A 24,891-nucleotide genomic window follows, 5' to 3' on the forward strand; every position below is an offset into this window, starting at 1 on the left:
GTTGAGCTTTACCATATACTGAATGAAATTATCTCAAAGTAATCGCTCGTATGACGCCTAAAATTCAACCTTTATTATATAGCTATATCCGCTTTTCTACTGCTGAGCAGGCAAAGGGTAATTCAAGTGACCGACAATTAGACTTTGCGAAAAAAATTGCTAAGGATAAAGGGTTAACGCTGGATGACTCACTTACTATGCGTGATGAAGGTCTTAGCGCCTATCATGGAGACAATATAGAAAAAGGAGCATTAGGTAGCTTCTTGAGGGCCATTAAACAAGGCAGGATAGCCGAAGGTTCAGTGTTAGTCGTTGAAAGCTTAGATAGGCTCTCAAGAAGAAAGATTACAGAATGCAATAGCATGTTTACTCAAATTATTTGTGCTGGCATAACTGTGATTACGGCGATGGATCGAAAAGAATATAACAAAGATATTCTTGATAAAAATCCCTCTGAGTTTTATACGATGATTGGAATTTTTATTCGAGCCAATGAGGAAAGTGAAGTTAAGGCTGAAAGGGTTAGAGCAGCTCTCAGAGATAAATGTGAAGCGTGGCAGCGTGGAGACAGAAACTTTAAGGTGGGAAGTGGTATGGCACCTACGTGGGTCAAGTGGGATGCAATTAGAAAAGAGTATGTTTTTGACAACTATAAAAAAAATATAATGGAGCGCAAGATTGAGCTATATAGCAAAGGCTATGGAGGGCTTAAAATTGCTAGGCTCTTAAATAAAGAGTTCGGAGATGGAACCGTACACCACACAGGGGCTAATGTGTATAAAGAGGTTCGGCGTCGGTCATTGATTGGGGAGTTAGAAATAGGAGTAGGTGGTGTGCCCTATATACTGAAAAATTATTACCCTGCAATATTGAGTAGAAAAGAGTTCGACAGTCTAGTTTCTTACTCTGAAAAGCGCGGAGCGCCTAAAAATTCACAAAAATTTATAGGCTTACTATCTGGAATAGGTGTATTCAAGTGTGGGGTATGTGGTCGAGGTGTTAAAGCGCATGTAGATTACCGAGGAAAACCCCTGGATGAGTTGCCTAAGGGTAATAAGCGGTATATGTGTGAGGAAGCCGCGAGAAAAAATGGTTGTGAGAATGTCAATGGTGTTCAAACTTACGCTGTTGAAAGAGCTGTTGTTAAATATTGCCAAGATGTCGTTGAGCTAGAAAGAGTTCTTACTCAATCAGACCCTTCATCACTACTTGATAAACAAAAGCAAATTTTAGAAGAACAAAAGCTTGAAATTGATGATGAGTTGAATTTACTTCTGGAAACTGCTTCTTTATTGAAATTTCAGCCAGAACAATTAGCAAAAAAAATGAATTCTCTAGCTGAAAAACAGAGTGAAATTAATAACAAACTAGCTGGGTTGTCGAATAAGTTGAGTCATGCAGATAGGGAATCTGTTTTAAGAGTGGTTGATAAATGGAAAAAGTTAACATTAGGCCATGAAACCCAAAATGGCGAAGACAGATTAAAAATCCGATTGCTGATTAAAGATACGTTCGATGAAATTAGGCTCCATCCACTTAACAGAGCCTTGGAAACAGGAATCGCTAAAGAGCTTGCACTGATTAGAGATACCTATATGCCTGCCGATGATCAAAATTTTATCGATCTTACCCTTAAGTTCCATAACGGATTAGTTAGGGTAATTAGAATACATAAGTACAGTGGCGATTTAATCGGAGGCGTAGAGCTCTAATTAAAGTCCCCATCGTTTAAAGGTCGTGATGCTGAAAATACTTGTTTAACCACTTGAGCCTTCATAGCATTAAAGACCTCATCCAAAACGGAGTCTCCCATGTGCAAAATGTTTCCTTGCTCGTCAACGATAGCAAGTTTATAGCCCTCTTTCATCACTAATCCATCATTTGATGAGCTGACAAACTCCCTTAGCGGAAGGCTGAGAATATTTTTTGTATTCTTTGATGCGGTTGTCAATTTTAATGTCGTCCTTGACATAGTGTCTCCAATTTAATCCATGACTGCTGGTTTCTTGATATTAGCGGATTTTCTTAAGTTGGACTTAACTAAACAAAAATATTTTAGTGAAAAGGTATTTTTTCTATAAAGCAATTAAATAACAATAACTTATGATTTTTAAGTGAAGCTTTTACTATATAAACGTCATATTAATTTTTTTTATACCTATTTCTACCGAGATGATTTTTATACGCTAGTATCTCTATTTATCGAGATGGAGTTTCGATATTTTTTCAATAAACAAGGAGTGTATATGAAGCAGTTAGACATATTTTCAACTTTTACTGAATTACAACCTCAAGATACTGTTGGAAGGGAAGTGGTTAATAAAGGTATGAATAAACAAGTACCAAAGGTTCAGTTAAAGGACAATGATAAGTTAGAAGAGTTTAAATCGCCGTATGTTGCTGACTCAATTAATAAACTAGATGAAAAGTTAGGTATCGAGGCACAAATAATTGAAACTTTCCCTGATTATAGCGGTATTTCTTCATCGGAAGCACCCGGTTTGGTTGGTGCAATTTGTAAAGATATAGCCTGCTGGGAGCATAGATCATTACAAGAGCTTAGGCCTATGGCAGCTCTTAATATTGTGTCATTACTGTGTAAAGAGCGCTTAAATGGAGATGGTAAACAACTAAGTGTTTTTATGATTGGAATTGCACCTTCTGCAAGTGGAAAAGGTGATCACATAGACTACAGCAATTATTTGTTAAGTCATCTCGGGCTGGGTGATTCGGTGTATTCTGACCCTCGTTCAGATAAGTCAATCTACTTAGATTTTTATGAGAGTGGTGGCTTAGTGTATCTAGTTGATGAGGTACAAAGTTTATTCTCAGGGATGTTGAGTAAAAGTTCGTCTGAGTATACACAGTCAATGCTTTCTTTATTAATGAAATTAAACACCGCCAGCAGTGTAACTCTTCCGGGAAATTTACAACGCGAACTAAGAATTGAGAATCCGACTAAACTAATGCCATTTTTGGGGTTCGCGGGGTACTCAACACCCAGTGAGTTAAGTTTTATCTTGAACGAAAGAAATATTCAATCTGGCCTCTTAGGCAGGTTTGTTTTTTTTCCTGGTACGCACATTCGAAGACCTAAGAAAAAAAATGTGTCCCGTGAAATTAGTAAAGACGTGTTTGATAGGTGTAAGAGCATTATTGATAAAAAAACACCGATATTGATGTCTGATGTTGCACTTGAGACTCTAAGTATGATTGATGATCTCTTCGATCGGGATGAGTTTTTAAATCATCCTCGACTGGGGGCTGTTTATGCTCGTGGAAGTGAGCAAGTCAAACGTAACTCATATTTAATAGGTGCGGAAAGAGGTATTGTTAATAGAGAAGACGTTTTGTACGCGTTAGGGCTGTTCGTAAAGAGTGTTCAATCATGCTTATCCTCAAAAAAAGAAAACTGTTCAAATAAAGGGCTTGAAGAAGAAGCTATGTCTATAGCTAAAGACTATGCACAGGACTGGGTGCTTCAGAGCGTATTGGCTAACAAGATGACTAAGAATCGTTCCGTATTTAGGGAGATGCATAAAAATCGCCCAAACTCCCATTATAAAATTATTCAATCACTGATCGATCGTGGTGCACTGGTTGTTGAAGGAAAAAAACTAAAAGTTGCTTAAGGGTCACACTAAGTGCGGTATACACTAAATAATTTTAAATTTAGTGTATACCGCACTTAGTGTGCATTGAATAAAAGCTTCTAAAAAAAAGTGGCTTAGAAATCCCCGGTCTCATAAATCCTGCTAGTATCAATGAAATCAACGGATTTGATTAATTAGGAAAGGATATGAGTAAACAGGTGTTTAAATTCACGATAACACTTCATGAGTTTTACGATAAGTTAGACGCTGAATTTGAGACTTCTTTTCATTTTGAAAACAATACGCAATACGTATTTATATCTAAGGAATATGGAGTAATTGATTTCACAGTTAGTGATTCTTCTGACATTTTCTTTTGTGCAAATACTAAGAAACCAATGGGCTCATCAATTGTTTATCCTGAACTTAAGAGTACAGATAAGCTTAAAGATTTAACTCATAAGAGTAAAGTATTGGGGATTATCACAACACGGTCTGGCATGCCCTTTAAAATGCAGATAACTGCTACTTTGGAGGCCTCCATCTATTCTCCAAAGATAAAGGAAAAGACCAGTGTCGAGGAAAAAAACATTGAGGGAGAAATAGCAGAAACAAATATGAAAATTAAACTATCGAGAGGGTTTAAACTATGAATCCAGAAACACCACGGACAGTTCTGCGTGCATTGAAATATGATGGTTGGGGGCCTTTACAGGGTCTACAAGACCATTTAAGTAGAGCAAACAATCCACCTAATGTAGATCCTTCAAAAACACATTTAAATCGGGTTTTGGTTGGAAGCTACAATATTTGTAATGACGCGAAACGCTTGCTTAAAGATAAAGGAATTGTGAAACTTCGCAAAAATGGTGTGTTAGCAATTGAATTTGTGTTGTCCTTTTCACAGTCGTATATCCGTAACTCTGATGGTAGTTATAAAAAGGATGCAAACCAAAGATACAGGGACTGGGTGAATTCGACTAAAGATTGGCTTTTAGATGAATTTGGAAAAAACTGTATATTTATGGGTACAAATCTTGATGAAATCTGTCCCCACATCCATACAGTGATAATTCCTGTATCAGAAAGAACAAATAAATCCGGTAAAAAAGTTGTTGGACTTAATGCAAGAGGTATTACTGGGGGCAAAGAAAAACTCGCTGGCCTTCAAGATCGATATGCTGCCGCAGTTGCACACTTAGGAATACAGCGCGGCCGCAAAGGAAGCAAAGCCAAAAGAACCACATTGAAACAATACTACCAAGCTCTTAACGAATCTAAAGCGTTGTGCAACAGGACTGGCCTGATACCACCAAACACCCACCCAGAATCGTTTAACAGCTGGCAAGCAGTTGTTGGCAAACTAGCTGACTCTATAGAGTCTCGACGAGAATCCGAAATTAATAAGCTCAAAGACATGATTAAAGAGCTTGTGGAAACTAACACACGGCTTCGCCAAGAGTTAGTAGGTAATCGTCAACGAGTGCGTTACACGAGGTAAAATGTGTACACAAAACCGAACGGAACAATTTAGCGAAGCGTTAAAAATTGTGTAGTGAGTTACACAATTTCTAGAAATTTATACAATCCTTACTGATACTGCTTATTTAAAGGACGGCAATGTATCAAATGATTATTCAATTGAAAAAGAATAGGTCAGGGGATAAACTTAAGGATTCAATTTAAAGAGTGACACTTAAAATATTATACAGTGTCACCTTTTAAGATTATTTACAATTTGCGATTGATTGGGTATGTGTCGTGTTCGTTTGACACTATAATTTTATTGTCTGACCAATTGAGTGTTATAGATTGAGGTTCTAGTATATCTATACTCTCAATATCTTTAATTACAGGTTTTATATATTTGTCTACAAAGACAGATATAACTTCCCCAGCCTCTTCTTCCATATGTGCCCATGCTTCTTCGCCGTGGTAAAAAGCTCCACCACACTCCATAAATTTAGCTGAGAGTTCAGTTAATCTTGCTGATGGCGTGGGATCAAGAACTAATAATACAGGCACAAATCCTGCTGCTTGACTTTCAACCGGAAATGATAATTCTTCTCCAAACCTGCCTTGCCCGCTTGCTGCAATTGTAACTCGTAATTTAAGTTCATATGTACGATTATTTGAAGGTACTAAACAATCTATTTGGCGTCCCTTTGATGTAGATTTTCCATTACTATCTAGCCTTTTAACTGGCGAATTTCTGGAGCCGACAGGTTCACCACCTAGACAACTAGCTAATAATGGTTCGAAGAGATACCCAGTTTCTTGTGCCGAACGATTATCAATGTCATAAATCCATTTTCTCCAAACCATCCAATTGGCTAAGAGGGTGGTGTTACATTGACCATATTCTAAAAGCACTCTAGGTCCTATTTGATCCATATTAGGTATAGGTTGTGTTGACAGTATTCTTTTATATTTAACCCGCCTTCTATGCAATGCAGCAAGGTTTTCTATGTATAGCCCAAAATCAGCATCTTTTTTAAAGCAATTACTCAAGGCATTAATGATTTCACTAGCAGTTACATCATTACTTTCCTGTTCTTCAAACCAGTCTAATGAAATATTATTGTAGTTTTCATCCGGAAGAGCAGGGCTGTTAATATTAAGTTCTCCAAATGACCAAGCGAGGTCATTTATAGCAATCGCTATAATAGCTAAAAGTTCACCATCAGAAATAACTACTTGAGCATCGCCTGAGCCATGCATTTTACATTTTGTGTATAGATTTCTTATAAAAGCTGTATTAGTCATATTATTAATCGAAAAGGTTTCCCTGTTGATCCTTGTTTTTAGTTAATCCATTTAATAAATCTTGAGTTCGTTTGAGTGCAGGACTCATTGCTCCTGCTTTAGTTAGAGTAAATCCAAGAAGCTTACCCGAACTTTTATTTTTAACTTCAAATCCATAATCATCTTTAATATGTTCGGCAAAAATTCGCGCTAAAATTGGTGGTATAGCATTGCCCACTTGTTGAACCTTTTGAGATTTGTTGCCATAAAAGTTAAAAGAGTCTGGGAAGGTTTGAATTCTGGCCGCTTCACGTAAAGTTAACGGCCTGTTCTCTGTTGGGTGAATTAGTTCTCTAGTTGCCGCTCCTGTTATAGTAAGACATGGCTCATTATGATGAAGCCGTTTTATACCTGATGGAGCCCCCCCGCGCTTTTCTGTAGGTGTTCCATCAGCTACTCTTCTATTTGCTCGCTTTTTAAAAGATTCGTGTTGAAGGTTTTCAGGAAGATCTTTCATAGTTTGCCCAGGCTTTAGATTCGATATTCTCTCTAATTGAATCCCATCTACAACTGGTGAATAGTGATCACTTATAAAGTCAGCGCCATCACGCATTAGCCTATCAAAATTATCCTTAGGTGGGCTTAAGATAGAAGCTAATAGTTTATTTTTCTCATTCGTCGCACGAGGCAGACTTTGGATGGCATGTTGTAATGTTACATCCGAATTTTTAAAGATTTGTCCTGAAACTTTCAGTGTCGGCGATGGCATTTTAAATTCATGCCCATTAAGGTTACCTACAATCAGAACTCTTTTTCTTCTTTGAGGTATCCCATACTCTTGTGAATATACCTTTTCAATTCTAATATCATAGCCAAGCTCAAGAAATGCTTTAGAAGCTTCAAATACATACTTCCCTTTATTTGAAGTAAGAAGGCCCTCTACATTCTCCATTAAAAACCACTTTGGCTTTAAAGCTTTTAGGGCATTTATATAGCTTTTTAATAAGTTATTTCTTGGATCATCCCAAAACCTTGTACCAGCTGTAGAAAAGCCTTGGCAAGGAGGGCCTCCAATTAAAATATCTAATTCGCCTTGCTTTAAACCTAAACTGGGTAGTAACTTTTTAAAATCTAGGGTATCTATGTCCTGTTCGGAGCAAGTAGTTTCAGGAAAGTTATTTCTGTAGGTCTCTGCTGCTGCTGCATCTTTGTCGTTAGCGAATAAGATTGAATATCCTGCCTGCTTAAAGCCTAAAGAACAGCCCCCTGCACCACAAAATAAGCTGATAGCTGTTGGTTTCATTTAAAGATCTCTGTCATATTGATAATTTAGAAGAAATTTAGGTTATGTTAAATTCTTTCTTGATATTATTTCTGCATTTTATTAATGATAAAGGCGTATGAATTGTTTCATTGTTTTTATCTCTTTTTGAGAAAAAAATAGTCCATAGCTCTTTGAATTTTATATTCTGTTTTGAAGGGTCCCAGCTAGGAGAGTTTCTCCAATCAATAGCCCAACGTTTGGCTAGCTCTTTAAAAATAATTTTATTGGAATCAACTACTAAAGCGTTACATACTGACATAATCTCTTGAAATTGTGCGAAGCCTATATCGATTTTAGAAATATCATCAGTTGGCTGAAGCTTTAGTTTAATACCATTCTTTCCACCTAGGACATTACCTGAATGGACAATACCATGACGTAGCTCGCAAATTTTATCAAACTCTATCAATATTGCTTCAAGTCCATTTTTTTTCATGTCAATACCAAGAAACTTTTTAGATGTATCTTTTATTTTTTCGCCTGATGCAAAAGAAATATTTTCAAATGCTCCTCGCTCTAACTCTTTACTGGGGTGCCAAATGACAGAGCCAAGATTTATATTGTTATTTGCGGCTAGTTTTTGTGACTCAGAACAGGCTTTGAGCGCTTTACTAAATACTTGCCGAAAGTAATTTTCGACACTTGATACTATAGCAATAGAAGCTAAAGACCCTATCCAAGCATTTGTCCCCCAAACATTATGTGGAAAAAGATTAATAATATTTTGAATTTCACCATAGAACTCATCGATGGGGGATAAATTGTTAGTTGGCTTAACTGAAACATAATTATTTAAGTTATTTATGCGTTCAGCCCCAACAGCTTGCGAGATACAGCTTTCCCAGTTAGACATTATGCAATAAACTCCTCTGCATAACCCCTAATTTTATTAGCCCAAGCAGGGCCTATCATATTTACTTTTCTTAATTCTTTGTTGTCATGATCCATCAGAATATCTTTGATTTTTCTTATTTTTGAATTTTGTTTAATCGAGTCAGCTCTCGTTTGCGTAATTGGTAAAGACTCGATAGGTTGGTTAACAATGTCTTCAAAAATTGAAGCGTCCTTTAGTTTGGTTCCACATTCCATACAAAATTTTGCAGAATCAGAAATTCTAGGCGTTTTACAAACCTCACATGGTGGTAAGGCCAGTGCAAAAATCTCATTGTAATTCTCTTGATCTAACAAGCTACCTTCAGAATGTCTTGGGTAATGATGATTAGGTCTGTTAGTAAATGCTTCGATATATTTTTCTGTGCTTATAGCTTTGTTACTGAAGAAAATATTCCGGTCAATTATTGAAGCGTAATGAATTTCGTAGAGCTCATAGACACCTTTACCGCCTCGATTACTAATACCTTTAGGTGACAGTAGGCCTGCATATTGAAAGAAACCAATTACTTTCTCTAATTCTGATGAAATAGGTCTACTTATGGCTATTACCGAACTTTGACGAATTGCACTAGAGTCTTTATTAAACTCTTTGGTGATTTTCAGAACTTGTTCGTAAAACTCTGAGCCCGTATCAATAAAGTTCCGATACATAGGTAATTTTATTTTCAAAGAATCATAAATACTGTAGGTTGAATTAAAACTTGCTTTTATCTCTCTAAGTACATCTTTTTGAGTTAATTTTATTATTATTTGATTATCTTCTCTTTCTATACAAAGTGAAGAAATCATATTTAACAGGGAACGAGGAATACCGTATGCAGCAAAGCACATTAAATTTAGAAGATTAATATTTTTAATTAGAGAGTTGTATACATTTTCTTCAAAACGAGACTTGAGTAATGCATGCATAAAATCCAAATAACCATCGTTATTGGGTTTGACCCAAACATCAATTTCTTCTGCATCATGACCAACGTGAAAAGATGAAGAATAGTTGATTACACCCGGATATACAGCTGCCTTAGGCGATAGGTTTTTTGATTTAATTTGTCTAAAAAATTCAAAGAAATCTTTTTGTTGCTCAGTTGAAAATGCATGACCTGCATCATCTAATAGTAATATGAATCGACTTTTTGAAGTTAACGAACATATCTTATCAGCAATAAGATGCACCTCAGAAATAGTAATTTGATCCTCACTGTCACTAAGAAGGTCTGTTCTCCCCATTTCTAATAACTGAATATTTTTAATAATTTGGTCTTTAGATATTTTGAATATTCTCTCGTTTATTTTAAATTCAGTCAACGAATCGTATATACCACTGATAACTTTTAATAAGATCCATTGGTTAAACCAGTAAGCAGCATTGGAATTCCTTTTATACAAAGGCTCTAGTTTTAATGATGATTTGAAGTTTACGTAGACGGGGAATGAACCATTAGAACTTTTTTTAGTTAATTTATTATAAGCCTTAAGCATCAAAGTGGTTTTACCACAACCTCTTGGCCCTGTAATTAATTTAGCACCTGCTTGTGTAAGCTTTCTTAAAGTATCATTTTCATTTTGGTGACTTATAGTCCATTTCTTAAAAGAGCTACCAGATAGATATTCTGCTTGCTCAGTAAAAACTTCTGAATCGATCATAGCTTTCAATTATCCTTTCATCTAAAGCGGAGCTTTTGTTTTTACTTCAAAAAGTTGTCTGTGTATTATTCAGTCTTTTCTTTAAAATCACATAAATCTTCAATAATACAACTTCCACACTTAGGTTTTCTTGCCGTACACGTATAACGCCCATGCAAAATAAACCAATGATGTAAGTTAAACATAAACTCCTTTTTATTCGGAGTTTTTTTAATGATATCTTGTTCAGTTTGCTCAACCGTTGCACCTTTGGCGTAGCCAGTGCGGTTTGCAAGGCGTTGGATGTGAGTATCTACTGCTAAAAAGTATCTACCTTCATTATCCTTCAGCCAGCCAAAGGCGGTATTGAGTACAACATTAGCGGTTTTACGGCCAACGCCTGGTAGGGCTTCTAGGGCTTCACGATTTTCTGGCACGATGCTGTTATGTTCATCCACCAAAATTTGGCACATTTTATAAACGTTTGCAGCTTTAGAATTAAATAAGCCAATGGTTTTTATATAATCACGCAGTGTATCGTGGCCTATATCTAAAATGGCTTGTGGTGTATTAGCAACAGGGAACAACTTTCGAGTGGCTTTATTAACACCTACATCGGTTGCTTGCGCTGAAAGAGTTACTGCTACTAGCAACTCAAACGGGCTTGAATATTCAAGCTCTGTAACTGGGTGCGGGTTATCGTCGCGCAGGCGCGACAGTATTTGGTGACGTTTTTCTTTATTCATGCAACTTAAAACGTATTAGTGCTAATTGTTGCTCTAATACGTTTTCCCCTTAAGTTAAGCTAGTAACACGTGCTCGAGGGCCTTTTTCAGCCTCTGGCGGTGCAATTTGCTTTGATTTTATTTGTGCGTCAATTACGTTTTTAGCAGCAATAAGCAGTCCAAGACCTAAAAAGGCACCCGGTGGTAAAATTGCGAGTAAAAATTGGTTATCAAAGTTAAATACTTCTATGCGCAAGCTCTGTGCCCATGGGCCAAGTAATAAGTCGGCACCGTCAAACAGCGTACCTTGGCCGATTAGTTCGCGCATAGTACCTAATACTAACAGTACAGCCATAAAGCCTAAGCCCATCATTAAGCCGTCAAATGCTGATAAATGAACAGGGTTTTTAGAGGCGTATGCTTCGGCGCGGCCAATAATGGCGCAGTTAGTTACAATCAACGGGATAAAAATCCCTAATGATTGATATAAACCAAAGGTATAAGCGTTCATGAGTAATTGAACTATTGTTACAAAGCCCGCGATGATCATTACAAATACAGGTATACGAATATCTTTTGGCACCCAGTTACGCACAATTGATACGGTAACATTAGAGCCTATTAGTACGAGTAAAGTTGCTAAGCCTAAACCTAAGGCATTTGTTACCGTTGAGGTAACGGCAAGCAGTGGACATAAACCTAAAAGCTGCACAAGGGCAGGGTTATTTACCCATACACCTTCTTTGTATAATGTTTTTAACTCACTCATTTAGCTACCTCCATACATTCGGCATTAGGTGCTGCAAAAATATCATCAAAATTAGTTTGTGCGAACAATACGGCATTTTTAACAGAGCCCACAACAGCACGTGGCGTTATGGTCGCGCCTGTAAATTGATCAAACTGGCCGCCATCTTTTTTTACAGCCCAGCGAGCGTCTTCTTCGCCTTCAACCGTTAAGCTTTTAAATGTTGTGATCCAAAGTGATTTTTTAACTTCTACTTTGTCGCCTAAACCAGGAGTTTCTTCGTGTTTAGTCGTACGAACGCCAGCAATAGTGCCATCGCTCAATACCGCTGTTAATAAGTTAATATCGCCACTGTAGCCGTTTGGCGTAACATGCCTAATAACAACAGCGACTGGTTTATTGTTTTTACGAGCACGGTAAATTACTTGGTTTGCGTGTGGGCCTAGTTTTTCGTCAGTAATAATTACGCAATCTTGTGATAATTGATTGTCGTACGATTTTGGGTCGAGCACTTCTTGTAGCTGCGCAGTAAGTTGCAGTTGTTCTTGCTCTGCAATTTTATCGGCAGTAAGCGCGTTGATAGAGGCAACTAAGCCCGTTGTTGCTAACGCAAACGCAGTTAAAATAGCACCATTTTTAGCCATTGACGAAATGATCATTTTACTGCTCCATGGCCATAAGTACGTGGCTGTGTGTAGTAGTCTATTAGCGGCACTGCAATATTAATCAATAATACGCTAAATGCGATGGCATCAGGAAAACCACCAAAGGTACGAATTAAATAAATTAGTAAGCCAATTAGCGCGCCATAAATTAAGCGCCCTTTGTTAGTTGTTGCTGCAGATACCGGATCGGTTGCTATAAAAAAGGCCCCCATCATAGTGGCACCACTTAATAAGTGAAATAGGGTGCCCGGCTCTGTACCTGGTGATGCGATATAACCAATAGCACTACATACAGCTAAACTTGCGATAAAACTTACAGGAATATGCCAGTTAATTATTTTTGCTTTTAATAAGTATAAACCACCCACTAAAAAGCCTAAGTTAACCCACACCCAACCAAGACCAGCCCATTCGTTAAATAATGGCTTTTGCATGCTTTCGGTAACGGTTAAACCGTGTGCTATGTCTGTTTTAACAGTATCCAGCGGTGTTGCCATTGTTAGGCCATCAACCCCTGCACGGACTTGATCTAGGCTAAACCCAGAGGCCGTAAAATCGGTGAATATTAGCCTTAGCTGATCTGCAAAGCCTATTGGCGTATTTATTAAATCGGTAACAGGCAACCATGCGGTCATTTGTACCGGAAACGAAACTAAAAGCAGTACATAAGCCGCCATTGCTGGATTGAATAAGTTAAACCCAAGGCCGCCATAAAGCTGTTTAACTATAACAATAGAAAATAAACAGCCAATAACGATTATCCACCAAGGCGCAAGTGGTGGAATACTCAGTGCCAATAACACGGCAGTAAGCCACGCACTGCCATCACTTAATGCAGGCCAAACAGGGCGCTTTCGAATTAGCATTATTGCAGCTTCAAATACGCTTACAGCAACAAGCGCTAGTACCAGTTGAATAAGTACACCTGTTCCAAAAAAGAAAACTTGAGCAATTAGCCCAGGAATACACGCAGCAATAACGCTAAGCATTAATCGCGTTAACGATTTATGGCTGTGATTATGCGGCGAACTGGCCATGGTTAATTTCATGACTGATTATTTCCTTCTTTTTGTAACTTTTTAGCTTTTGCTCTCGCAATTGCAGCAGCCACGGCGGCTTTTTTCTTATCGTCGGCTGATTTAGGTTTATCTGCGTTAATAAGAACTGATGAGTCATCGGTGTTACTTTCTGCACTCTTAGGTGCTGCGCTATCAACTTGTAGCTCTTGGGGCTGAGTTTGTTCGGTATCTTCTAGTGCTTTAGCCGCTTTTTTAGCTTTAGCACGAGCTATGGCCGCAGCTACCGCTGCCTTTTTATCATCAACGGGTGCCGCGCTTTGTGGCTCTTCACTCACGGTTTGCTCGGCTTCTTCTAATGCTTTAGCTGCTTTTTTAGCTTTTGCACGCGCAATAGCTGCCGCTACTGCTGTTTTTTTGTCATCAACAGGCGAATCGCTTTGTGGTTCTTCACTCACGGTTTGCTCGGTTTCTTCTAATGCTTTAGCTGCTTTTTTAGCTTTAGCGCGGGCAATAGCCGCCGCTACCGCTGCCTTTTTGTCATCAACAGGGGCATCAGTTTGTGGCTCTTCACTCACTGCTTGTTCAGTATCCTCAAGTGCTTTAGCCGCTTTTTTAGCTTTAGCACGCGCAACAGCCGCCGCTACTGCTGACTTTTTATCATCAACAGGCGGCTCTTCACTTACTGTTTGTTCAGCGTTATCTAATGCTTGTGCTGCCTTTTTTGCTTTAGCACGAGCAATGGCCGCCGCTACCGCTGCTTTTTTATCATCAACAGGGGCATCAGTTTGTGGCTCTTCACTTACTGTTTGTTCAGCGTTATCTAATGCTTGTGCTGCTTTTTTAGCTTTAGCGCGAGCAATGGCTGCAGCGACTGCTGATTTTTTATCATCAACGGGTGCAGTCTCGGCCGATTCATCTGTTTGAGATTTTTGCTCTTTATATTTACGCGCTTGTTCTTTACGTAGTGCGCGCTCTTTTGCTACTTCGCTGTTGTCTGGTTCTAATTCAGCAGATTGATCGCCTAGCTTTTTAGCTTTAGCGCGTGCAATAGCGGCTGCAACAGCTGATTTTTCATCGCCGTTATCTGATTTATTTTTAACGCGGGCTAGTGCCTCTGCTACTTTTTGCTTTTCGTCAGCAGATTTAGCGGCAGGTTTACGTTTATGTCGGTTTTGACGTTCTTCTTGCTCACGATCTAAACGCTCTTTTCGTGCATCAAAACGCTCTTTTGCTCTGTCGGCTTTAATTTTGTCAGCTTGTTGTTCTTTAATTTCAACTTTGGCTATACGGTAGTACTGCACAAGAGGGATTTCACTTGGACACACATATGCACAAGCACCACATTCAATACAGTCAAATAAATTGTGTTCTTGTAGTTTGTCGTACTCTTTTGATTTAGCAAACCACTGTAATTGCTGTGGCAATAAAGAGGCAGGGCAGGCATCAGCACAGGCGCTACAACGTATACAGGCTTTTTCGGGGCCGGGCTCCGCTAGCTCTTTATGATCAGGCGCTAAAATACAGTTAGTTGTTTTAACTATGCCAATACGTACTGTGGGTAGCGTAAAGCCCATCATTGGGCCGCCCATCACAACACTTTGCTGCGGTACAGGCGAGAAACCTTGGCAATCAAGTAAATGCTTTATTTCAGTGCCAAGTAGTGCCCATACATTCCCAGGCTTATGAATAGTGTTACCTGTTACCGTAACTATACGTTCAATGAGTGGTTTACCTTCATAAACGGCTTGTTGTACGGCAAACAAAGTCCCGGTGTTATGCACTAAAATACCAATATCGGCAGGAATACCAATGCTAGGAACTTCACGGTTAGTAAGTAATTTAATTAATTGCTTTTCACCACCAGATGGGTAAATAGTTGGCACCGTTTGAATAATGATTTTTGAGTTATGCTCAGCTGCTTGCTTCATTGCTGCAATAGCTTCAGGCTTATTATCTTCTATACCCACAATGCACAGTGTTGGGTTTAAAAGTTGCTGCATTATTTCAATGCCTTGGATAACTTCTTTAGCGTGTTCGCGCATTAAAACGTCATCGGCAGTAATATAAGGTTCGCACTCAACAGCATTTACAATCAAAAATTCGATAGGTTGCTTGGTATCCGCTTTTACATAAGTAGGAAAACCAGCACCACCCATACCGCTAATACCGGCTTGGTGAATAATATTTATCAGCTCGTCATGACTAAGCTCAGCAGGATTTTTATTTTTATTTAGAGCTACCCATTCGTCTTTGCCGTCTGGTTCAATAATAACACTTAGTTCAGGTAGGGCCGATGGGTGTGCTGATGGCATAGGTGCAATATCAGTAACCACACCAGAGCTTGGCGCATGCACAGGTACCGACCAGTTAGCAGCAGGCGCTGTAAGTGGTTGGCCTTTTAAGACGTGTTGGCCTTTTTCTACCAGTAACTTACCGTTTGCGCCTATGTGTTGCTTAAGCGCAACAATGAGTTTGTCGGGCAAAGGTAGGCGAGTGATACTCGCACTATTAGAGAGTGATTTTTGTTGTGGTGGGTGTATGCCGCCAGGAAATGCCCACACGGTGCCTTTTTTTATTTGTTCAAGTAACTTGTCCACTCAAACCTCTAATCTATTTGTGTAACAGGAATAGCATCTAGCTGCCATTTCCAGTTTTGTTTAGTTTCGGCTACAGGTAGCATATCAATGCAATCTACAGGGCAAGGCTCAACACATAAATCACAGCCAGTACATTCATCAATTAACACAGTGTGCATTTGACGAGTAGCGCCTAAAATAGCGTCAACCGGGCAGGCTTGAATACATTTGGTACAGCCAATACATTCATCTTCGCGAATATAAGCCACTGTTTTTATAGGTTCTGCTTGCTCGCCACCGGCAAGTGGTTTTTCATCAACACCCATTAAGCCGGCAAGCTTTTTCATGGTTGATTCGCCGCCCGGTGGGCATTTATTTATTTCATCGCCATTGGCTATGGCTTCGGCGTAAGGGCGACAACCCGGGTAGCCACATTGTCCGCATTGAGTTTGCGGCAAAATAGTATCAATTTGCTCAACAATAGGATTACCTTCAACGCGAAAGCGAATTGCTGCAAACCCTAAAATAAGTCCAAAAATGAGTGCTAGCGAACCAATCGCTATCAAGGCATAAAACAAGGTCATATTAAAACTTCACTAATCCAGTAAAACCCATAAACGCCATCGACATTAAGCCTGCAGTGATCATTGCAATAGAGGCGCCTTTAAAAGGCGTAGGAACGTCAGCAGCTGCTAAACGTTCTCGTAGTGCTGCAAATAATACAAGCACTAAAGAAAAACCAACCGCAGCACCAAAACCATACACTGCAGATTGTAAAAACGAATGATCTTCTTTGATATTTAATAAAGCCACACCTAATACCGCACAGTTAGTGGTGATCAGCGGTAAAAATATGCCTAATAAACGATATAGAGTAGGGCTTGTTTTACGCACAACCATTTCGGTAAATTGCACTACAACGGCAATCACTAAAATAAAGCTCATGGTGCGTAAAAAGGCGATATCCAGAGGGATTAAAATATATTGATTAACTAAATAGCTAGTTACAGAGGCAAGGGTAAGCACAAACGTGGTTGCCAAAGACATACCAATCGCCGTATCAAGCTTACCTGATACGCCCATAAACGGACATAAGCCTAAAAATTGTACTAATACAAAGTTATTAACCAGAACGGTTCCAATCAATAACAAGACATATTCTGTCATGTGTGCCTCACGCTATAATAAACGTGGGTATTATCCTTTTTTCTTTATCGATTAACAACACATGAGAAGCAAATAAACGACTCAATCAGTAATGATATTAAAGCGACTTAAGATTTCAGGTGTAATTAGAATAGGATCGATATTATATGGCTTTAAAATATCTTTAAATTGATCGTGTTCTTGGTATAAATCTAATAGTGCTTTATTAAATAGGGCAATTTGTTCAGGAGATAATTGAATTTTATTAAAACCAATAAAATAGGGGGATTCGCTTTGTAAAAAGGCCAAATTAACATGATGTAAGTTAAATTGTTTTAGCCTAGCGCGTGCTTGTAAAGTATTGGCAAAGTACCCATCTATACGATTGTTTTCTATCATTTTTACACCCGTGCCATTGGCATCGGTGAGTAAAACAATATCAAATTCCCTCAATCCGTCTTTAATCATTTGTTGCTGTATTTTGATTAGTTGAAAAGATGCATTTGAAGGGCCAAAAACAGCAATTTGCATTTTTTGTAGATCATTGAGGCTTTTGATGGTTTTTTTTGCACCCTCAGGTTGAAAAAAGGCATATTGCATTTTCATAAGCTTTATTCGAAAAATAAAGCCATTCGTCACGGTCAAGATTCCAGCCCACAGGAAAGTTTCCTTGAGCTTGCAGGTTTTTTAACATGAGCTTAGAGCGACGATTTGGTACGCTGACAAACTCACATTTATAATTGAGGCGTTTACACGCTAAGGTAAGTATATCAACAAAGGGGCCAGCGGCATTATCGTGTTCATCAACAAATGAAAATGGAGGATAGTTATGAGTGCTAAAAACTAATTCTTTTTGCGGGGCGTTTGCGTACAAACTCAAAGGCATAATAAAAAGTATAATAAAGGTAATTACTCTTTTCATGATGCCTCCAATAGACTATATGTCTTTAGGTTTTTCTATGTAATAACCTTGAACGCCATCTAAACACAACGTTTCTATAATGTGTTTTTCTTCTTGGCTCTCAACGCCCTCAGCAAATACGCTAACACCAATGCGGTGGGCTAAATCGACCATTAAGCGCATAAAGTACTGATTGTTTTTATCGTCTTCGAGGCCGCGAGTATAACTTGCGTCCATTTTAATAAAGTCAGGTTTTAAATCTCGGAAAAACTTAAATGAAGTTAAGCCAACACCAAAACGTTCAACTGTAACGCGTGCGCCAACACGGTGAACCATGTCGATAAAGCGCTTACTAGCCTTGATGTTTTGCTGTAAACCAAACTCACTTACTTCAAATACTAGTTTAGATGCAATATGCGTATCTTTCAATAATCGGCGCTCTAGCCAAATTACAAACTGATCGTTGTGTGCACTAGAGGCTGTTACGTTTAAACCAAAAAACTTTTCAGATAAATTACGGCTTTTAACCTTTTCAAGAGAAGAGTCTATGATCAGGCGATCAATTTCTATTGCCATATCAAGCTTTTCGGCCATCGCTAAAAAAGAAGCGGTAGGCAGTACTTGATTGTCTTCTGTTTTAAATCGAACTTGTACTTCAGCGTAGGCTTTTATGCTTTTACCAAGCGGCATAATGTTTTGCATTACCAAATGCACACGCTTAGATTCAATAACTTCTTTAATAACCTTACGCCAGTTTTGATTACCAAACCCCGCACTTACGTTATTAACTAAATCGGTTTCGCGTTGTACGTGCCATGCGTTTACTTGTTTTGATTGCGCCATGCTCATTGCGTTATCAACAACAGAAAGCAATTCGCCTAACGGCTTACCTTTTTCGTAACCTACAATACCCGTATTAGCTACCGAGCTTAACTCTTGATTTTGTTGGTACTGCGTGAAGCGCGATTGCAGGTTTTCACCAAAGCGCTCAGCTTCTTTTAAAGGAATGTGGGGTAGTACGACAGCAAAGTCAGAGCTGTTTAATCTAAATACTTGGCTGCCAGTGTAAGTGCCACTTATGTGCTTAATAATATCGGCAACGCCTTTAACGTACTCGTCACCTTTTTGATAACCACGGCTTTGGTTTATAGCTTGTAGTTCGCTACAACGAACCATAGCTAAAGAGCCAAATGTACTTTGCTCAGTGTTTTCAATATTTTTTTCGTAGTACTCAACAAACATATTACGATTACCAAGCGAGGTAATTACATCTTTGTACGCTTCATGCTTAATAGTCATAGCAGCGCTTTGTATGTCTTCGTTTTTGTTTTTTAAGAAATGTGATAATCGATTAAAGCTAGGTACTAAATCTTTTCCCATTTTTTTCAACCGAGTGCCATCTAGTGCTGTTTCTAAATCATTATCAACTTGGTTTTGATTGATATAAATATCGATAATGTCAGCAACTGTTGTACTTATGTTTTTATTTAAATGGTAAAAAATAGATTTCATTAGAATTATTGGAATAATAACTAAAATGGCAGAAATCAAAATAACAATAAAAAGGGACGTTTGTAGTTGCGACGCTAAATGCTCAATGTTAAGTACAAATTCAACTTTTATATCTGAGGCGTCATTTACAGCAAATTGAGGGCGCACTGAGTTAAAGTTAGAGAGTACAAAATCAGCAAACATTGGTAATTGAGTAGGGGGGTTAATGCTAAATATTTCAGCCCCTTGGTAATCTCTTAGAGTGAAGCTTGAAAACGTTTTACCATCTGCAATTGATTGTTTTAAATTTTGAGCAGAAATATCGTCTAAAGAAAGGTCATTAATATACTTAGTAACAGTAGTTTGCGCACTTTTTTGTGCATCACTTACCGCAGTATCAAAGCTTATAGATATGAAGTAGCTTCCTGCTGCAACACACAATAACCAAGAGATAATTTGTATAAAAATAAGTTTTTTAAATCCAGCCATGTTTTCAGTCTTTTAATAATTCAAAAGGGAAGGAATCAAGTCCTTGATTAATAAACTAAGTACAGCGCATCAAGGAATAAACTAATGCTTTAGTTATATAAGGAAGAGTAGTGGAATTAGCTTGAGATGTCTATGAAATTCTTAGAATTGGCTCCCCCTCCCCGACTCGAACGGGGGACCTGCGGATTAACAGTCCGTCGCTCTAACCAACTGAGCTAAGGGGGAACTAAAGTAGTGATATTATTATGATGATTTGGCTCCCCCTCCCCGACTCGAACGGGGGACCTGCGGATTAACAGTCCGTCGCTCTAACCAACTGAGCTAAGGGGGAACTACATCATAAACATAAACTTGGCTCCCCCTCCCCGACTCGAACGGGGGACCTGCGGATTAACAGTCCGTCGCTCTAACCAACTGAGCTAAGGGGGAATCGTTTATGGTTGAAAAACTTGGCTCCCCCTCCCCGACTCGAACGGGGGACCTGCGGATTAACAGTCCGTCGCTCTAACCAACTGAGCTAAGGGGGAAGCGTCTTGCCTTTCAACGGGGCGAAATATTAATGACCGCGCCGCAAAGTGTCAACATATAAAAGTCATAAATTGAAAAAAGAGGTTTATTCGTTGTTTTTGTGTTCGATCTGCGTGTTTTATAGCTCTATTAAAGTTACTTTTTTAAAAATTTAAGAATAACAATGTGACTTTTATTATTGCTGAGTCTTCAAATTGGTTAAATTAAACACGGTATTAAAGTGGCTTGTTATTAAAAAACAACTCAAAAACATAAAAACTCATTTTTTACTTAGCGATATTTTTCGTATTTAATTCGTTTTTTGTTTTAATTTTCTAAAAATATACATATGCGTATATTCGCAGGAATATTTTTTGATCTAAATTGTGATCTAATCACTATGTATAAAATGAGTATTTGTTTTATCCGTTCAAAAATAGAGCAATCAATAACTTAACTTTGTATTAAACGTTTTTTTATACCTAACGTACAACTATGTTAAGAAGAAAAATTGGTGAGCTACAGTTTTTAGCGTGAGTTTATAAAAATGCCACAATTAACAAATGGTCAATTGGTTGAATATCACCGAAAATGGAGGCTCTCTCAAAGCCTTTATAAATGCGGGTTTGAATGAGTTATCCACGGTTTCTGTGGATAACTCTGTTTATGAAACTTTAAGAACATCATCGGCACCAATGGTTTAGGGTGCTACAACGATTTCAAGCTTTTAAATCACTATTTTTAATTCAATATAAAACAATGGGTTATGATTTGATGCTGAATGTATGCAACTCGATGAGGGAATTTTTTCGTAACGATAAATCAAGCAGCACCTTTGTGTAAAAAAGCATCATATATCACTGGGTGTTTGTAATAAAAGTTATAAAAATGTGTTTTAATTGGTTTTTGGTGTGTTTAGGCTCTATTTTAACAAAAAGATGCAAAAACTAAGCTTTACTATTTTTTCGAATCTTTACTTCTTTAATTACTTCAATTGTAGTGATAAATCCGTGGCTTGAACTGCCTTGATGCTTTAAAATGATTCGTTCAGTAAAAGAGGCCTATTTATTTCATGCGCGCAATTTCAAAATCCCAGACTCGCCCAGATTTACTAAACGATCCCATCTTGCCCACATTAAAGACGATGACCATCCCGATGATATTCGGCATGATCACGCTAATGATGTTCAATATTGTCGATACATTTTTTATAAGCTTACTAGGCACTGAGCCGCTTGCAGCGGTGAGCTTTACATTTCCGGTTACCTTTACCGTTATTAGCTTAGCAATAGGGCTGGGGATCGGTACATCGGCAGTAATAGCAAAAGCGCTCGGTAGTAATAAAATAGATGAAGCGCGTTTTGACGCCAGTATTTCTTTAATGGTTGGTGTGGTTCTGGTTATTGTGTTGTCATCTGTTGGGTATTTACTGATTGACCCCATATTTACTTTGCTAGGAGCGGGCGCACAAGTATTGCCGTTAATACACGAATACATGAATATATGGTTTATTGGTAGTGTATTTTTAATAACCCCAATGATTGGTAACTCGGTACTGCGCGCCAGTGGCGATACAAAAACGCCAAGTATAGTAATGGGTGGAGCAGGGCTGATAAACGCCGTACTTGACCCTATATTGATATTTGGTTTTGGGCCAGTACCAGCGTTAGGTATTCAAGGCGCTGCCATAGCAAGCGTTATTGCATGGTCGGTTGCTGTGGTTATTATTTTATATATATTAGCAGTTAAAAAGCGCTTGTTGAGCCTAAAAGCAGGCAAGCAAACAGTGACGGGCGCTATTCGTAAAATATTAAAAATTGGTTTGCCTGCTGCCGGCGCAAACATGCTTACACCCGTTGCAATGGCGGTAATGACCGCTATGGTTGCGCATCACGGGCCAGAGGCCGTAGCTGCATTTGGAGTGGGAAGTAGAATAGAATCTATTGCAAGTATATTAGTGCTTGCACTATCGATGACATTACCGCCATTTGTTAGCCAAAACTTTGGCGCTGGCAAATTATGCCGCGTTAAAGAAGCGTATACCGGCACACTAAAATTTGTGATGGTATGGCAATTTGCCATTTACGTATTACTCATTGCATTTTCAGGTGTTATAAGCCAATTATTTGGTAAAGAACAAGCTGTAATAGATGTAATTAAACTCTTTATTTATACCATCCCGCTAAGTTATGGCTTACAAGGGGTGATCATATTATCAAATTCATCGTTTAATGCTTTACACAAACCAATGTACGCATTGGTATTAAGTGTCATTCGGTTATTCATATTTTATGTACCATTTGCTTATGTAGGCAACGAAATAGCCGGATTATTAGGGCTATTTATTGGCGCTGCTCTAGGTAACTTATTTACAGCAATAGTGGCATACAAATGGTTTATGAAAAAACTAGAAGCGCTGAGCGGCGAATCGTTACAGGAGTGCAATAATTGAGCGATCATTTTCAGTTAAAATCACATTTTAAACCAGCAGGCGATCAGCCCACAGCGATTAAGCAGCTATGTGAAGGATTAGAAGCAGGCCTTGCACACCAAACTTTATTAGGTGCCACCGGTACAGGTAAAACCTTTACCATGGCTAATATTATTAACGATTTAAACCGTCCAACGATAATAATGGCGCACAATAAAACGCTTGCCGCGCAGCTATACGGAGAAATGAAAGAATTTTTCCCTAAAAATGCGGTTGAGTATTTTGTATCGTATTACGATTACTACCAGCCAGAAGCCTATGTTGTATCTAGCGACACATTTATTGAAAAAGATGCCTCGATAAACGAGCATATAGAACAAATGCGTTTAAGTGCGACCAAAGCACTGCTCGAGCGCCGCGACACCATTATTGTGGCGTCGGTATCGGCTATTTATGGTTTGGGTGACCCTAAATCATACATGAAAATGATGCTACTTTTAAAAGTGGGCGAAAAAGTAGACCAACGCGATATGCTACGTCGCCTAGCTGAAATACAATACACCCGCAACGATATAGATTTTAGCCGTGGTACATATCGTGTTCGTGGTGAAGTGGTCGACATATTTCCTGCAGAATCTAGCACCTTCGCAATTCGCGTAGAAATGTTTGATGACGAAATAGAGCGCTTAAGTATTTTTGACCCGCTTACTGGCGCCGTCGAAAAACATATAATACGTACCACTATCTATCCAAAAACACACTATGTTACCCCGCGTGAAAAAATACTCGGTGCTATCGATAAAATACAAGAAGAACTAAAAGATCGAAGAGCCCAGTTACTCAGTGCAAATAAATTAGTAGAAGAGCAACGCGTAACACAGCGTACGCAATACGATATAGAAATGATGCGGGAGCTAGGTTATTGCTCTGGTATAGAAAACTACAGCCGCTATTTATCGGGCCGTACGCCGGGCGATCCGCCACCCACATTACTTGATTACCTCCCAGACGACGCATTGATGATTATTGATGAATCGCACGTAACCGTATCGCAAATTGGCGCAATGTATAAAGGCGACAGAAGCCGAAAAGAAAACTTAGTTGAATATGGCTTCAGAATGCCCTCAGCAATGGATAATAGGCCGCTGCGCTTTGAAGAATTTGAAGCTATTTCACCACAAACAATTTATGTATCGGCAACGCCAGGCGACTTTGAGTTAGACCGTTGTGTGGGCGCAATAGCAGAGCAAGTAATTCGTCCAACAGGGCTGCTTGATCCACTTATTGAAGTGCGCCCAGTAGGCGATCAGGTTGATGACTTACTTTCAGAAATTTATAAAAGTGTAGAGAAGGGCGAACGCGTACTTGTAACCACTTTGACCAAACGTATGTCTGAGGATTTAACCGATTACTTAAGTGAGCACGACGTAAAAGTGCGTTACTTACATTCAGACATAGACACGGTTGAACGGGTTGAAATTATTCGTGATTTACGTGCGGGTGTGTTTGATGTGTTAGTGGGCATTAACTTACTTCGAGAAGGCCTGGATATGCCAGAAGTGGCGTTAGTAGCCATACTTGATGCCGATAAAGAAGGCTTTTTACGCTCAGCGCGTTCAATTATTCAAACCATTGGTCGTGCTGCACGTCACTTAGATGGCCGCGCTATTTTATACGGCGATAAAATTACAAAATCGATGGCTAAGGCCATGGACGAAACAGCGCGCAGACGCGAAATTCAGCATGCTTATAATATTGAACACGGTATTGAACCGCATTCACTAGCCAAAAAGATTCTTGATGCGATGGATGTAGGCGAAGAAGCCGGCCCTAAAGATAACCTTAGACTTGTTCGTAAAGACTCTAAAAAGGTACTTAGTGCGAAAGAAATTACAGTGCAAATTAAGCAGCTTGAAACCAAAATGCATGCATACGCAAGCGATCTAGAATTTGAAAAAGCGGGCTCTGTTCGCGATGAAATACATGAACTACAACAACAGTTGATTAATTAAAA

Annotated in this window: 21 protein-coding genes and 4 tRNA genes; 6 read left to right on the top strand and 19 right to left on the bottom strand. The window is 38.7% G+C overall.

What is annotated here, in order from left to right; genetic code table 11:
* Positions 1-50: 50 nt before the first annotated feature.
* Positions 51-1,712, top strand: a complete 1,662-nt coding sequence (locus tag GQR45_RS14200; protein WP_165726283.1) for a recombinase family protein — start codon at positions 51-53, stop codon at positions 1,710-1,712.
* Here the strand turns inward: GQR45_RS14200 and GQR45_RS14205 are convergent.
* Positions 1,709-1,972: a hypothetical protein gene (locus tag GQR45_RS14205; protein ID WP_165726284.1), complete on the bottom strand. Its 264-nt coding sequence runs from the start codon at positions 1,970-1,972 to the stop codon at positions 1,709-1,711. The genes GQR45_RS14200 and GQR45_RS14205 overlap by 4 nt on opposite strands.
* A gap of 274 nt (positions 1,973-2,246) precedes the next feature.
* On the opposite strand from GQR45_RS14205, the gene GQR45_RS14210 reads away from it, so the two are divergent.
* The 3 genes from GQR45_RS14210 (at position 2,247) to mobV (ending at position 5,094) form a co-directional block, all read left to right on the top strand.
* Positions 2,247-3,632 carry a hypothetical protein gene (locus tag GQR45_RS14210; protein ID WP_165726285.1) on the top strand — a complete coding sequence of 462 codons (1,386 nt, stop codon included), beginning with the start codon at positions 2,247-2,249 and terminating at the stop codon, positions 3,630-3,632.
* A 167-nt stretch (positions 3,633-3,799) separates the two neighbouring features.
* Positions 3,800-4,246, top strand: a complete 447-nt coding sequence (locus tag GQR45_RS14215; protein ID WP_165726286.1) for a hypothetical protein — start codon at positions 3,800-3,802, stop codon at positions 4,244-4,246.
* Positions 4,243-5,094, top strand: coding sequence for a MobV family relaxase (gene mobV / locus GQR45_RS14220; protein ID WP_165726287.1), 852 nt, complete (start codon positions 4,243-4,245; stop codon positions 5,092-5,094). Before GQR45_RS14215 ends, mobV begins: the two co-directional genes overlap by 4 nt.
* Before the next feature lie 230 nt (positions 5,095-5,324).
* Here mobV and GQR45_RS14225 read toward each other — a convergent pair whose 3' ends face one another.
* The 18 genes from GQR45_RS14225 to GQR45_RS14310 form a co-directional block, all read right to left on the bottom strand.
* Positions 5,325-6,359 carry a hypothetical protein gene (locus tag GQR45_RS14225; RefSeq protein ID WP_206008657.1) on the bottom strand — a complete coding sequence of 345 codons (1,035 nt, stop codon included), beginning with the start codon at positions 6,357-6,359 and terminating at the stop codon, positions 5,325-5,327.
* Positions 6,360-6,363: 4 nt separating this feature from the next.
* A complete protein-coding gene (locus tag GQR45_RS14230) occupies positions 6,364-7,641 on the bottom strand; it encodes a DNA cytosine methyltransferase (protein ID WP_165726288.1) in 1,278 nt (425 codons plus the stop codon).
* A gap of 37 nt (positions 7,642-7,678) precedes the next feature.
* Positions 7,679-8,515 carry a hypothetical protein gene (locus GQR45_RS14235; protein WP_165726289.1) on the bottom strand — a complete coding sequence of 279 codons (837 nt, stop codon included), beginning with the start codon at positions 8,513-8,515 and terminating at the stop codon, positions 7,679-7,681.
* Positions 8,515-10,200 (bottom strand): NB-ARC domain-containing protein, encoded by a 1,686-nt coding sequence (locus GQR45_RS14240; RefSeq protein ID WP_165726290.1) that lies wholly within the window; start codon positions 10,198-10,200, stop codon positions 8,515-8,517. The genes GQR45_RS14235 and GQR45_RS14240 overlap by 1 nt, the downstream gene beginning before the upstream one ends.
* Before the next feature lie 65 nt (positions 10,201-10,265).
* Complete coding sequence (nth, locus tag GQR45_RS14245) at positions 10,266-10,925, bottom strand: endonuclease III (RefSeq protein ID WP_165726291.1); 660 nt, start codon at positions 10,923-10,925, stop codon at positions 10,266-10,268.
* A 49-nt stretch (positions 10,926-10,974) separates the two neighbouring features.
* Positions 10,975-11,673 (bottom strand): electron transport complex subunit E, encoded by a 699-nt coding sequence (locus tag GQR45_RS14250; protein ID WP_010553676.1) that lies wholly within the window; start codon positions 11,671-11,673, stop codon positions 10,975-10,977.
* A complete protein-coding gene (gene rsxG / locus GQR45_RS14255) occupies positions 11,670-12,311 on the bottom strand; it encodes an electron transport complex subunit RsxG (protein ID WP_002962266.1) in 642 nt (213 codons plus the stop codon). The genes GQR45_RS14250 and rsxG overlap by 4 nt, the downstream gene beginning before the upstream one ends.
* A complete protein-coding gene (gene rsxD / locus GQR45_RS14260) occupies positions 12,308-13,366 on the bottom strand; it encodes an electron transport complex subunit RsxD (protein WP_002962268.1) in 1,059 nt (352 codons plus the stop codon). The genes rsxG and rsxD overlap by 4 nt, the downstream gene beginning before the upstream one ends.
* A complete protein-coding gene (rsxC, locus tag GQR45_RS14265) occupies positions 13,363-15,933 on the bottom strand; it encodes an electron transport complex subunit RsxC (protein ID WP_165726292.1) in 2,571 nt (856 codons plus the stop codon). The genes rsxD and rsxC overlap by 4 nt, the downstream gene beginning before the upstream one ends.
* 8 nt (positions 15,934-15,941) lie before the next feature.
* Positions 15,942-16,496, bottom strand: a complete 555-nt coding sequence (gene rsxB, locus GQR45_RS14270; protein ID WP_007585357.1) for an electron transport complex subunit RsxB — start codon at positions 16,494-16,496, stop codon at positions 15,942-15,944.
* 1 nt (position 16,497) lies between these two features.
* Positions 16,498-17,079, bottom strand: a complete 582-nt coding sequence (gene rsxA / locus GQR45_RS14275; RefSeq protein ID WP_008172491.1) for an electron transport complex subunit RsxA — start codon at positions 17,077-17,079, stop codon at positions 16,498-16,500.
* An 81-nt stretch (positions 17,080-17,160) separates the two neighbouring features.
* A complete protein-coding gene (locus GQR45_RS14280; RefSeq protein ID WP_165726293.1) occupies positions 17,161-17,658 on the bottom strand; it encodes a transporter substrate-binding domain-containing protein in 498 nt (165 codons plus the stop codon).
* Positions 17,633-17,980, bottom strand: a complete 348-nt coding sequence (locus GQR45_RS14285; protein WP_165726294.1) for a transporter substrate-binding domain-containing protein — start codon at positions 17,978-17,980, stop codon at positions 17,633-17,635. The genes GQR45_RS14280 and GQR45_RS14285 overlap by 26 nt, the downstream gene beginning before the upstream one ends.
* Positions 17,981-17,995: 15 nt before the next feature.
* Positions 17,996-19,939, bottom strand: a complete 1,944-nt coding sequence (locus GQR45_RS14290) for a GGDEF domain-containing protein (RefSeq protein WP_007585367.1) — start codon at positions 19,937-19,939, stop codon at positions 17,996-17,998.
* Between the two features lie 148 nt (positions 19,940-20,087).
* Positions 20,088-20,164: transfer RNA gene (locus GQR45_RS14295), tRNA-Asn, on the bottom strand.
* A gap of 29 nt (positions 20,165-20,193) precedes the next feature.
* Positions 20,194-20,270: transfer RNA gene (locus tag GQR45_RS14300), tRNA-Asn, on the bottom strand.
* Between the two features lie 21 nt (positions 20,271-20,291).
* Positions 20,292-20,368: transfer RNA gene (locus GQR45_RS14305), tRNA-Asn, on the bottom strand.
* Positions 20,369-20,389: 21 nt separating this feature from the next.
* Positions 20,390-20,466, bottom strand: a tRNA-Asn gene (locus GQR45_RS14310).
* Between the two features lie 1,052 nt (positions 20,467-21,518).
* Between GQR45_RS14310 and GQR45_RS14315 the strand changes: the two genes are divergently transcribed.
* Both GQR45_RS14315 and uvrB read left to right on the top strand, forming a co-directional pair.
* A complete protein-coding gene (locus GQR45_RS14315; RefSeq protein WP_024591018.1) occupies positions 21,519-22,898 on the top strand; it encodes an MATE family efflux transporter in 1,380 nt (459 codons plus the stop codon).
* Positions 22,895-24,889 (top strand): excinuclease ABC subunit UvrB, encoded by a 1,995-nt coding sequence (gene uvrB, locus GQR45_RS14320; RefSeq protein WP_007583893.1) that lies wholly within the window; start codon positions 22,895-22,897, stop codon positions 24,887-24,889. Before GQR45_RS14315 ends, uvrB begins: the two co-directional genes overlap by 4 nt.
* Positions 24,890-24,891: the final 2 nt, after the last annotated feature.

It is taken from the genome of Pseudoalteromonas sp. SA25 (assembly GCF_011378705.1).
Lineage (GTDB): Bacteria > Pseudomonadota > Gammaproteobacteria > Enterobacterales > Alteromonadaceae > Pseudoalteromonas > Pseudoalteromonas arctica.

What these genes read in the sequence shown, in the direction of transcription:
- GQR45_RS14200 (WP_165726283.1), top strand. Translation starts at nt 51, where the DNA reads ATGACGCCTAAAATTCAACCTTTATTATATAGCTATATCCGCTTTTCT.
- GQR45_RS14205 (WP_165726284.1), bottom strand. Translation starts at nt 1,972, where the DNA reads ATGTCAAGGACGACATTAAAATTGACAACCGCATCAAAGAATACAAAA.
- GQR45_RS14210 (WP_165726285.1), top strand. Translation starts at nt 2,247, where the DNA reads ATGAAGCAGTTAGACATATTTTCAACTTTTACTGAATTACAACCTCAA.
- GQR45_RS14215 (WP_165726286.1), top strand. Translation starts at nt 3,800, where the DNA reads ATGAGTAAACAGGTGTTTAAATTCACGATAACACTTCATGAGTTTTAC.
- mobV (WP_165726287.1), top strand. Translation starts at nt 4,243, where the DNA reads ATGAATCCAGAAACACCACGGACAGTTCTGCGTGCATTGAAATATGAT.
- GQR45_RS14225 (WP_206008657.1), bottom strand. Translation starts at nt 6,359, where the DNA reads ATGACTAATACAGCTTTTATAAGAAATCTATACACAAAATGTAAAATG.
- GQR45_RS14230 (WP_165726288.1), bottom strand. Translation starts at nt 7,641, where the DNA reads ATGAAACCAACAGCTATCAGCTTATTTTGTGGTGCAGGGGGCTGTTCT.
- GQR45_RS14235 (WP_165726289.1), bottom strand. Translation starts at nt 8,515, where the DNA reads ATGTCTAACTGGGAAAGCTGTATCTCGCAAGCTGTTGGGGCTGAACGC.
- GQR45_RS14240 (WP_165726290.1), bottom strand. Translation starts at nt 10,200, where the DNA reads ATGATCGATTCAGAAGTTTTTACTGAGCAAGCAGAATATCTATCTGGT.
- nth (WP_165726291.1), bottom strand. Translation starts at nt 10,925, where the DNA reads ATGAATAAAGAAAAACGTCACCAAATACTGTCGCGCCTGCGCGACGAT.
- GQR45_RS14250 (WP_010553676.1), bottom strand. Translation starts at nt 11,673, where the DNA reads ATGAGTGAGTTAAAAACATTATACAAAGAAGGTGTATGGGTAAATAAC.
- rsxG (WP_002962266.1), bottom strand. Translation starts at nt 12,311, where the DNA reads ATGATCATTTCGTCAATGGCTAAAAATGGTGCTATTTTAACTGCGTTT.
- rsxD (WP_002962268.1), bottom strand. Translation starts at nt 13,366, where the DNA reads ATGAAATTAACCATGGCCAGTTCGCCGCATAATCACAGCCATAAATCG.
- rsxB (WP_007585357.1), bottom strand. Translation starts at nt 16,496, where the DNA reads ATGACCTTGTTTTATGCCTTGATAGCGATTGGTTCGCTAGCACTCATT.
- rsxA (WP_008172491.1), bottom strand. Translation starts at nt 17,079, where the DNA reads ATGACAGAATATGTCTTGTTATTGATTGGAACCGTTCTGGTTAATAAC.
- GQR45_RS14280 (WP_165726293.1), bottom strand. Translation starts at nt 17,658, where the DNA reads ATGCAATATGCCTTTTTTCAACCTGAGGGTGCAAAAAAAACCATCAAA.
- GQR45_RS14285 (WP_165726294.1), bottom strand. Translation starts at nt 17,980, where the DNA reads ATGAAAAGAGTAATTACCTTTATTATACTTTTTATTATGCCTTTGAGT.
- GQR45_RS14290 (WP_007585367.1), bottom strand. Translation starts at nt 19,939, where the DNA reads ATGGCTGGATTTAAAAAACTTATTTTTATACAAATTATCTCTTGGTTA.
- GQR45_RS14315 (WP_024591018.1), top strand. Translation starts at nt 21,519, where the DNA reads ATGCGCGCAATTTCAAAATCCCAGACTCGCCCAGATTTACTAAACGAT.